This window comes from Phenylobacterium sp., from assembly GCF_030697925.1.
In the GTDB taxonomy this organism is placed as follows: Bacteria; Pseudomonadota; Alphaproteobacteria; order Caulobacterales; family Caulobacteraceae; genus Phenylobacterium.
The window spans coordinates 1-9,664 of record NZ_JAUYOJ010000045.1 but is presented as its reverse complement, the minus strand read 5'-3'; the positions used below and the strand labels follow the sequence as shown (position 1 = coordinate 9,664).

The window sequence follows — 9,664 nt, the reverse complement described above, 5'->3', positions numbered from 1 at the left end:
AAAGCAGATGGGGTGGATGGCTCCCGCTCCCGGCCTCTTAGGGCCAATGTGGTCGCTGTCATGCCAACCACGAGCATTGGGAGCCACCCGCCATGGAGATTACAACGATCGGCCTCGACCTGGCCAAGACCGTCTTCCAAGTCCACGCCGTTAGCAGCACGGGAGAAGTTGTTGTGCGTCGAGCCTTGAGGCGCGCGCAGATGATCCCGTTCTTCAGCAAACTTACGCCCTGCCTGGTTGGGATCGAGGCCTGCGGGACAAGCCATCACTGGGCGCGCGAGCTGGTTCGCCTGGGTCATGAGGTGCGGCTGATGCCGCCAGCCTACGTCAAGCCGTACGTGAAGCGCGGCAAGACCGACGCCGGCGATGCGGAGGCGATTTGCGAGGCGGTGATGCGGCCCACGATGCGCTTCGTGCCGATCAAGTCTGAGGAACAGCAGGCTGCGCTTTCGCTGCATCGGACACGCGACCTGCTCGTGCGGCAGCGGACCCAGCTGGTGAATATGATCCGCGGTCTGCTGGCGGAGTTTGGGATCGATATCCCCAAGGGGATCACCCATGCCCTGGCCTTCGTCCGTCGAGTTGTAGCAGGCGAAGCCCACGAGGTTCCCCAGCTTGCGGCCAAGGTAATCGGGGCCTTGGCCGAACAGGCCCTGGAGGGCCAGGCACGCATCCGGCAGCTCGAGCGCGATCTACTGGCCTGGTATCGCTCCAACGAGCTGGCCCGCCGCATCGCCACCGTGCCGGGCGTCGGCTTGCTTGGGGCCACCGCCCTAGCCGCCACCGTCACAGATCCCACCCAGTTCCGCTCGGGTCGGCAGTTCGCCGCCTGGCTAGGCCTGACGCCGCTCCAGAACTCGAGCGGGGGTAAGGAGCGACTTGGGCGGATCTCTAAGATGGGCGACCAGTACCTGCGCCGCCTCCTGATCATCGGCATGACGTCCCTGGTGCGACGCAACCTGCATCGCCCAGACTCGGCCGATCCGCGGATCACGGCCCTGCTGGCCCGCAAGCCGGTCCGAGTCGCCACGGTCGCAATGGCCAACCACACCGCCAGAGCCATCTGGGCGATCATGGTCCGGGGTGAGGTCTATCGCACGCCTAAGCCCATGGCGGCGGCGGCCTGAACCATCGATCAGCTCAGCACGCGGCAAGGAGAACGCGCTTTAGCAGTTGCAAGGACGATGTGAAGTGATGGCGAACCGGTCAGACCGGAGACGAGGACAACCCGCGAAAGGTCCAGGGCGGTTCAGCCCGCAAAGCAGAATGGGACCTCGTCTGCGGAAACCATCAGGGCCAGCGGTCCATGATCGCGCAAACAGGCCGAACACAAGACTGCATCCGACCAACACGTCGAGCCTCACATCACGACTTGCAATGCGGGAGCCATCCACACAGGACGCTACAGGGGCGCCAGGTCGCTTCGATGAGCGCCTCCAACGCACGGCGCGCGCGAACCGCCCCCGCCCGACGGCAACTCCGCCGAGGACCAAGCGGCCCTGCGCCGGCTCGGCCGTCTCAGCCACGCACTCATCAAAGTTCAGCCCGAACTCCCCAGCGGAGCCACCTGCATCAAGCCTCGGCGGCTTGGCCAACCCCTTTGCGCTGATCCGCAACGTCCAGCTCACGCCGAGCGAGCGCGCCTCGGCTAGGTCGTGAACCCCAGATCTCCGCGACGTTCCCGAGGGAAACGAGGCGATCCGGGGCTCATCGCCTCGACGTCGGGCTCGCCACACCCCCAAAGAGAGGGTGGCCGGCGCAGCGGGGATCGACCTAGTCTTCCGCCCCGCAGCGCCGCTGCGAGGCCCCGATTTCCTTGAGAATCTAAGATTTTAACGGCGCCGGTTGGACCGTAGACGCCCGACCGCTAACCAGATGCTCAGATATTCGCTGTCTAATCCGCGCACCCATATTTACTCGTTTGAGCTCGTGAAACTTGAGCCTGCTATTCCCCCTGTTCCCCGATACTCAGGCGCTAGCGACCTTCTTCGTCGAGCGCCAGGGGGGAGACGCTGGGAGTCTGGCTGACATCTCCCGACAGGTCACCAGGGTCGCCCAACGGCTGGCCGAGGCCGGGGTCGGGGTCGGCGACACCGTGCTGTTCCACGCCGGCCAGCGCGAAGAGGCCCTGGTGTTGTTCTGGGCGGCGATGGCCCGCGGCGCGATCTTCGCGCCCCTGGACGAGACCTGGCCTGACTATCTCGTGGAGCGCGCGGCCGGCGGCCTCTCGCCGCGACTTGTCGCCTGCGACGCCACACGTTGCAGCCTTTACCAGCGCCTGTTCCCAGCGGCCGACCGGGTCGCGTTCCCGTCGGCGGACCAGGAGGCTCCGACCGCCGACGCGCCCGACCGGTCCGACTGGTCCGACTGGATCGGCGGTGATGCGTTCGACGCGCCGCCCCTCGCCATCGTGCCGCCGAGTGCGCCCGCGGCCTATCTGTTCACCTCCGGATCGACTGGAACGCCCAAGGCCGTGGTCCTGAGCCGAGGGGCACTGGCCCATGGCGCCCGGCTGACCCTGGAAACCTTCGAATGGGCGCCGGGCGAGCGCTTGGTCAACCTGCCCGAGCCGCATACCATGAGCGGGCTTCGGAACGGTCTGGTCGCCAGCGTGCTGGGGGGCCTGCGCTGGATTCCGTTCGGCGCCGCGCGGCGACCGAACCTGTTCGCCCTCCTGGAAGCGCTCGAGGACGCCAAGGCGGAGCGACTGGTGATCGGGCCGGCGCTGGTGCGGCAACTGGCGGTGCTGGGCGACCGGGTCGATCCGCAGATCCTGGCGTCGACCAAGGCGATATACTGCACCGGCGCGATGCTCAGTCCGATCGCCGCCGACCAGTTCCATGCACACTTCGGCGTACCGATCGTCAACTACTACGGACTGACCGAAACCGGCGGCATTTGCGTCAGCCAGCGCCTCGCCGGATGGCGGGCGGGCGACCGGAGCATCGGGACGGCCGCCGGGGCCGAACTGCGCGTCGCGCCCGAACAGGGCGAACCGGCGCCGCTGGGCCTCGGCGAACTTCAGGTGCGCAGCCCTCAGTTGATGAGCGGCTATCGCGATGATCCCCAGCGGACGGCGGGCCGCTTCGACGACGGGTGGCTGCGGACCGGCGACCTGGCGCGCATCGACGCCGACGGCCGGGTGTACCTGGTCGGCCGCTCGGAGGGCTTCATCAAGACGGCGTCCACCGACCGGGTCGCGCCGGAGGAGGTCGAGATGCTGCTCGAGGAGCATCCGGCTGTCGCCGAAGCCGCCGTTCTGGGCGTGAAAACGGCGCAGGACTATGAGCGCATCGTGGCCCTGGTCGTCCTGCGCGACCCGCAGGGCGGCCACGTGGCCGAGACAGAGCTCGCCGACTTCGTGGGTTCGCGCCTGGGCACGGCCCGAACCCCCTCTCAAATCTGCTTCGTGCCCCGCCTGCCCCGGCGTGACACCGGCAAGATCATTCGAAGCGAACTGCAGGAAATGCTCGATGAGTACGTTTAGGTCGGCCGCCGAATGCGCCGTGGCTCTGGAGGCTCGCGACGTCACCGCGCGGCCCTGGATCGTCACCGACACCCGCGAGGTGTCGTTCCAGGCCCTCGGCGAGCGGATCGGTCGGGTGACCGCCCTGCTGCGCCATCGCGGTCTTGGCGTGGGCGACAGGGTTGTCATCGCCACCGGCGACGATTGCGAAGCCGCGATGCTCTTCGTGGCCATGGTCTGCAACGGGGTGACGGTGGTCCAGCTCGATCCCCTGACCGGGGCGGAGCGCGCCCAGGCCCTCGCCCGCAAGGCCGATCCGGCCCTGATCATCGTCGACGCGGCGCTCAAGGCGCGCTGGGATTTCGACGCCCTCGACCGCCCGCTGATCGAGATCGCCAAGCCTGTCGCCAAGACCGGCCTGTTCGGCGGATTGAAACGGGCCAAGCCCTCCCACGGCCTCGACGCCGCGCTCGACGAGCTGGCGCCCGAGGCGCCGCCGAAGCACATCCCGCCGGAGACCCTGGCCTACATCCTCTTCACGTCCGGAACCACCAAGGACCCGAAGGGGGTGTGCGTCAGCCACCGCGCGCTCTTCAGCCACCTCGGCACGCTCAGCCGCACCTTCGGCTACACCCCCGAGAGCCGCATCCTCAACACCCTCATGCTGTCGCACGCCGACGGCATGATCCAGGGGCCGATGATCGCGTTCTTCAACGCCGCGAGCCTCTACCGGCCGGTCAAGTTCGAGATCACCACGCTGGAGCGGCTGCTCGACTCCGTGTTCCAGCTGCGCATCACCCATATGATCGCCGTTCCGACCATGCTCTCGCTGCTTGCGCGGCTGAGCGATCACCAGGAAGAGGCGTTCGCGGGCGGCGATTTCCAGTTGCTCGTGTCCTGCGGCGCGGCGCTCGAACCAGCGCTCTGGCAGGAATTCGAGCATAAGTTCGGCGTCAAGATCATCAATGTTTACGGGCTCACCGAGACCGTGGTCGGCGGCGTCTTCGCGGGACCTGGGGTCACGGCGGGCGAGCTCGGCAGCATCGGCCGGCCGATCGACTGCGAGCTGAAGATCCTGGACGACGGGGCCGGCCAGGGGGAGCTCCTCATGCGGGGCGACCTGCTGATGTCGGGCTATTTCGCCGACGAGGCCCAGACCGCCGAGGTGCTGCGGGACGGCTGGCTCCACACCGGCGACATCGCCCGGCGCGACGGCGAGGGCCGCTACTGGATCTGCGGCCGCAAGAAGAACATCGTCATCCGCGGCGGCCTGAACATCCACCCGGAGGAAATCGCCGAGGCCTTGAACCGCCATGCCGAGGTGAGCGAGGCCGTGGCCTTCGGCGCGCCCGACCCGGACTGGGGCGAGAAGCTCTTCGCGCTCGTCGCCTCGTCGAGCGCCGACGAGGCCAAGCTGCTCCAGTACTGCGCCGAGGTCCTGGAGCCGCGGAAGATCCCGAGCCGCATCATGGTCGTCGAGAGCCTTCCGAAGGGGCGCTCCGGCAAGGTCGTGCTGGACGAGGCGCGGGCCTTGTTCGACCGGCCCGATGTTCAGGCGAAGCCCTCTACGGCGGGCGCCGGCGACGCCGAGGGCCGTCTGCTCGATGTCGCGGCCAGGGTGTTCAAGATCGAACGGGCCCGCATCCGTCTGACCTCCACGCCGAAGGACGTCCTCGGCTGGGATTCGCTGGCCCATCTCGACTTCGTCACCGCCCTGGAGGAGGAATTCGACATCAGGCTGGCGCCGCGGCAGATCATGGCCCTGACGCGTATCGGCAAGGCCCTGGACTTCGTTGCTCGAGCGTGAAGACGGAGGTTCAACCTCTGTGGACTTGGCCCGTCTCGCTGCTGCTGGCGGGCGCGGTCCTGCTGGGCGCGCACCTGTGGGCCGGCCTCGCCTACCGCGATCACGTGGAACAGCAGCTGAACCTCGCCCGCCTGCCTGCCACCGGAGGCGTGGTGATCCTGGGCGCCTCGAAGGTGCGCTGCGGCGTGCTGTTCGACCAGGAGATGGCCGCGGCCCTGGCGGCGCGCGGCCAGGCCGTCGAGGTCGTGAGGATAGCGCGGCCCGCGGCCCTGTTCGGCGACTTCGCGCCCGCCTTCGAGGCGTTGGAGGCGATCCCCCCGCGCCTGGTGCTGCTGGAGGCCGACTATCTGGCGCTCGAGCCGAACCCCTTCCGCCGCGAGGGCCGGCCGGCCGCTCTAGATTGGCGAAACCGCGCCCGGGCGGGCCTGCGCGCCATCGCCCTGGGCGACGCGGCGTTCAAGGACACCGACACCCACGACTATAACCAGCCATCGACGGGCTCCCTGGCCTGCGTCCCGCGCGGCACGCCTCGGACCCTGGCGGAGTACGCCCAGGACATGTCCGGACGCCGCACGAGCACGGAAGGCGAGCGCCGCAAGGTGCTGGCGCGCCTGCTCAAGCTGCGGGAGCTGGGCGCCGATATCGCCCTGGTCGACACGCCGCGTGCCCCGGCTGCAGCCGCCGCGTTCCCGCCCCGGCTCGATCGTGAGATGCGCGAGGTGTTGCGGCGCGGCGGCGAGGCCAACCACCTCGCCGTGCTGGCGCCGCCGTCGACGCTCCGCGCAGAACATTTCCTCGACACCGCCCACCTCAACGGACCGGGCCGCGCACTCTATTCCGCGTGGCTGGCCGACCAGATTTCCGCGCGTCTCGCGGCGGCGCCGAGGCGATGAGCGGCGCGATCATTGCCGCCGCCGCCTGGGTGTTGGTCGCCGGGGTCGCCACCTGGACGCTGCGGCCGAGTTGGCGGCCCTTTGCGCTCATCGCCGCCGGGGCCGGGGCGCTCGCCCTGCTGTCCTGGCCCTCCCTGCTGTGCCTGGCGCTCGCCACCCTCGCCACCTACCGCATCGGAAGGCTTCGCGAGGGCCGTTTCCCCGCGGCGGCCCTGGCGATCACTGCGATCACGGCGATCTATCTCGTCCTGCTCTGGCGCTCCGGCGGCCTGCCCGACGACGACACCCTGCGGATCCTGCTGCCGCTTGGGATGGCCTACTATGTGCTGCGGCTGATCCACTATCTGATCGAGATCGACCGGGGCGGGTTTCGCGACCACAGCCTCGTCGACTACGCCGGCTACCAGTTCTTTCCCGCCGCCCTGCCGGTGGGGCCGATCCACCGGTTCGACGACTTCCTCCGCGACCTGAGGCGCCGCCGCTGGGACGGCGAGCTCGCCTCCTGGGGCGCGTCACGGATCCTGGCCGGCCTCGTCAAGATCGTGCTGCTGGGCAATATCCTGCTGGGCGCCAAGCTCGCCCCGGCCGTCACGGCGGCCCTGCCCCCCGGGAGCTTCGCGGCCCTCTACGGCGCGACGGTGATCTATTGGCTGAACATCTACTTCCAGTTCAGCGGCTATTCGAGCCTGGCTATCGGGCTCGGCGCCCTGCTCGGTTTCCGGTTGCCGGAGAACTTCAACCTGCCGTTCCTGGCGCGCAACATCGGCGACTTCTGGCGACGCTGGCACATGACGCTGTCGGCCTGGTGCCGCGACTATGTCTACACCCCGGCCCTGGCGACTTGGCGCGCCCCGTTCCTGGCCTCGGCCGCCTCGATGATCGTGTTGGGCCTCTGGCACGAGGTATCGTTGCATTACCTGCTCTGGGGCCTCTATCACGCGACGGGGCTCACGGTGTGGCGCCGGTGGGACGCGATCTACGCCCGGCTTGCGCCAGGCCTGCCCGCCGCCGTCCGCCATGGATGGTCGGGGACCGCGCGCATTCTCACCTTGCATTTCGTGATGTTCAGCTATCCGACCGCCAACGCCGTCGAAAACCTGGTCCTGAATCGATGAACCTCTATGGGCGCCTCCGCCGTCGTTTCCCCAGGCCGGTCGTCGACTGGACCTTCGTCCTGGTCCAGGCCGCGCTGATCGTCCTGGTGGTCCTTTATTCGGACAAGCGGTTCGCCGACTTTCCCTATCTGAAGCTGTAGGCCGCCATGAAGCGCTCCATCCTGCCGGCCCTCGCCTGTCCCAGCTGCCGGACGGGCTATGACCTCGCGGCGCACGAGGCCTCCGGCGAGGAGGTCATCTCGGGCTTCCTCACCTGCCGATCCTGCGCGATCGTAATCCCGATCGTGCGCGGCTTTCCGCTGTTCACCGAGCCTCGGCTCCACGCAGGCCAGGCGGCCGTGGACCAGTTGGTGGAGATCGAGGGCCGGCTCTTCGGATCGGACGAGGACTATCTCGTCTACCGGAGACGGAAGCTCGAGCGCGGCGGCATGGAGATCTACGCCGCGTTCCAGCCGTTCAACGAATCCACCCGGGCCTTCGAGCCCGCGCTCGCCGCCTTCGCCCGCAACCTGGCGCCCGGCGACATCATCCTCGATCCCTGGTGCCGCTCGGGCTGGAGCACCGAATGGCTGGCGGCGCTGTTTCCCCAACAGACGATCCTGGCGCTCTGGGAGGGCGACACCAGCGTCCTGGGCTATCGCGGCTTCGGGCGCTGGCTCTCCCGCGACAGCCGCGCGGCCAACATTGAGGTGATGTTCGCACGGCCGGAGCGCGGCCTGCCCTTCGCCGAGGGCGCCTTCGGCGGCGTCTACGCCCTGGACGCCTTCCATCGGTTCAGCCTGGCGCCGTTCGCCGGCGAGATCCTGCGGGTCGCCGCCCCGTCGGCCGCCATTGTGCTGGCCCACCTCCACCTGACCAACAGCGAGCCTTCGCCGTACTTCGAGCGCGGCGGCTTCATGTGGCATGGGCGGGACTATCGTGCGTGGCTGGACCAGCTGACCCAGCGCCATGGCCGCCGGGGTCGGATCTTCAGCGAGGAAGACCTCTTCCGCAGCCTCGGCGCGGCCTTGCCGCCCGAGGACCCGGACACGCCGCACTACAACGGCTTCGTCCTCATCGAGCCCGCCGGGGCCGGCCTTCATCCGTCCGCGCCGCGACGCGAGGACGACGAGGAGGATCGGCGCTGGCTGGTCAGCCCCCTGTTCCGCGTCCTCTTCTCGCGCAGCATGGTGCGCCTCGATCCGGGGCTGCACGACGGCGCGGTGGGGGAACTGCTGGAGCGCCACCCGATCTATCAGGAGCGGCTGCCCAAGGCCCCGGTGGCGCTCGGCGAGCTGCAGTTCGCCCTGCTGGCGCTGGCCATCCTCGGCCGCACCGCCTCGGAGGTTGCCGCGTCGCTCGGCCTGACCCGGCAGGAGATTCTGTCCGCAGCCGCCCCGTTCGAAGCCGCCGAGGTGCTTCGCCCGACCCGCGTCTCGCCGGGAGGCGTGGCCCTGCAGCGCTTCCACGCCAACCAATTGCCAGTGTGGGAAGGCGCTTCGGCCTTGGGCGCGATCTTTGCGGGCCTGGCCGGCCAGACCGGCCCGGCCTTCACGACGAGCGACGGGGGAAGCATCACGGGCGAAGAGGCGAGCGCGGGCCTGAACGCCTTCGGCGCCTATCTCGTCGGGACTGGGCTGAAGGCCTGCGACAGTCTCGCTGTCGCCGACACCCGCCACCCGTTGGCGCTGCTTCTGGTCCTGGCAGCCCTCGGCCTTGGCCTGCATGTCCGGCTGGGCCTCGACGGACCGGCCATGCTAGCGGTCGGCGAGAGCGCCGGTCCCGGCCGGGTCGTCCTCGGTCTGGACGGCGAGTCCGAAGGGACGATCCTGGCCTGGGTCGCCGACAAGGCCGACGCGCCGCCGCTCGCGATCGTCCCGGGAGGGCGGCTGACCCTCACCCTGGCTGGCGTCGAGACCGGCTTCTCAGCCGAGGACCTCTGCGAAGCCACGCTCTCCCTGGACTCCTGCGCGGAAACCAACCCTAGCCCGGTCGACGGTTTCGGCGACATGGTCGGCCTGCTGGCCTGCCTGACCCAGCTGGGGCGCGGCCGAGCCGTGGCCTTGCGACCCTAGCGCCGTCTCGCGCCCGGCGCGAGCGCAGCCGGCCTTCGGCCTTTTCAAGCGGTCCGCGACGATAGCCCCCTAGCGGACGTCGCCAACGTCTCAGTTGAGCCCAGAGCGGGCCCTGGATTCGCCCGCGGCGTCGCCTCGCTGGTCATGTGGAGGTGTTGGGCGTGCCCCGGCCGGTGGCTGGGTCGGGCTCTAGAGCGTTTCCCGCGCCTGTTGAATCGAATGTGATTGGGGTGTGGATTCCCGAGCGGGCCGAAGCGGTGGAGTCTCCTGTTGGCTTGGACAGGAGGTTTGGGTGGCGCGGGCTTATTCGGAAGACCTTCGGATCCGGC

Annotated in this window: 7 protein-coding genes; all 7 read left to right on the top strand. The window is 69.0% G+C overall.

The window, feature by feature from the left end; all coding sequences use genetic code 11:
- Positions 1 to 92 precede the first annotated feature (92 nt).
- The 7 genes from Q8Q88_RS05035 (at position 93) to Q8Q88_RS05005 (ending at position 9,335) form a co-directional block, all read left to right on the top strand.
- Positions 93 to 1,127: an IS110 family transposase gene (locus tag Q8Q88_RS05035; protein ID WP_305674107.1), complete on the top strand. Its 1,035-nt coding sequence runs from the start codon at positions 93 to 95 to the stop codon at positions 1,125 to 1,127.
- Positions 1,128 to 1,936: 809 nt separating this feature from the next.
- Positions 1,937 to 3,487 (top strand): class I adenylate-forming enzyme family protein, encoded by a 1,551-nt coding sequence (locus Q8Q88_RS05030; protein ID WP_305674106.1) that lies wholly within the window; start codon positions 1,937 to 1,939, stop codon positions 3,485 to 3,487.
- The gene (locus Q8Q88_RS05025) at positions 3,474 to 5,273 is read left to right on the top strand and encodes an AMP-binding protein (protein ID WP_305674105.1); all 1,800 of its coding nucleotides are present in this window, start codon (positions 3,474 to 3,476) and stop codon (positions 5,271 to 5,273) included. The genes Q8Q88_RS05030 and Q8Q88_RS05025 overlap by 14 nt, the downstream gene beginning before the upstream one ends.
- Entirely contained in the window at positions 5,270 to 6,166 is an 897-nt protein-coding gene (locus Q8Q88_RS05020; protein ID WP_305674104.1) for a hypothetical protein, read from the top strand. Before Q8Q88_RS05025 ends, Q8Q88_RS05020 begins: the two co-directional genes overlap by 4 nt.
- Positions 6,163 to 7,281, top strand: coding sequence for an MBOAT family O-acyltransferase (locus Q8Q88_RS05015; RefSeq protein WP_305674103.1), 1,119 nt, complete (start codon positions 6,163 to 6,165; stop codon positions 7,279 to 7,281). The genes Q8Q88_RS05020 and Q8Q88_RS05015 overlap by 4 nt, the downstream gene beginning before the upstream one ends.
- Positions 7,278 to 7,421: a hypothetical protein gene (locus Q8Q88_RS05010; RefSeq protein ID WP_305674102.1), complete on the top strand. Its 144-nt coding sequence runs from the start codon at positions 7,278 to 7,280 to the stop codon at positions 7,419 to 7,421. The genes Q8Q88_RS05015 and Q8Q88_RS05010 overlap by 4 nt, the downstream gene beginning before the upstream one ends.
- A 6-nt stretch (positions 7,422 to 7,427) precedes the next feature.
- The gene (locus Q8Q88_RS05005; protein ID WP_305674101.1) at positions 7,428 to 9,335 is read left to right on the top strand and encodes a hypothetical protein; all 1,908 of its coding nucleotides are present in this window, start codon (positions 7,428 to 7,430) and stop codon (positions 9,333 to 9,335) included.
- Positions 9,336 to 9,664: the final 329 nt, after the last annotated feature.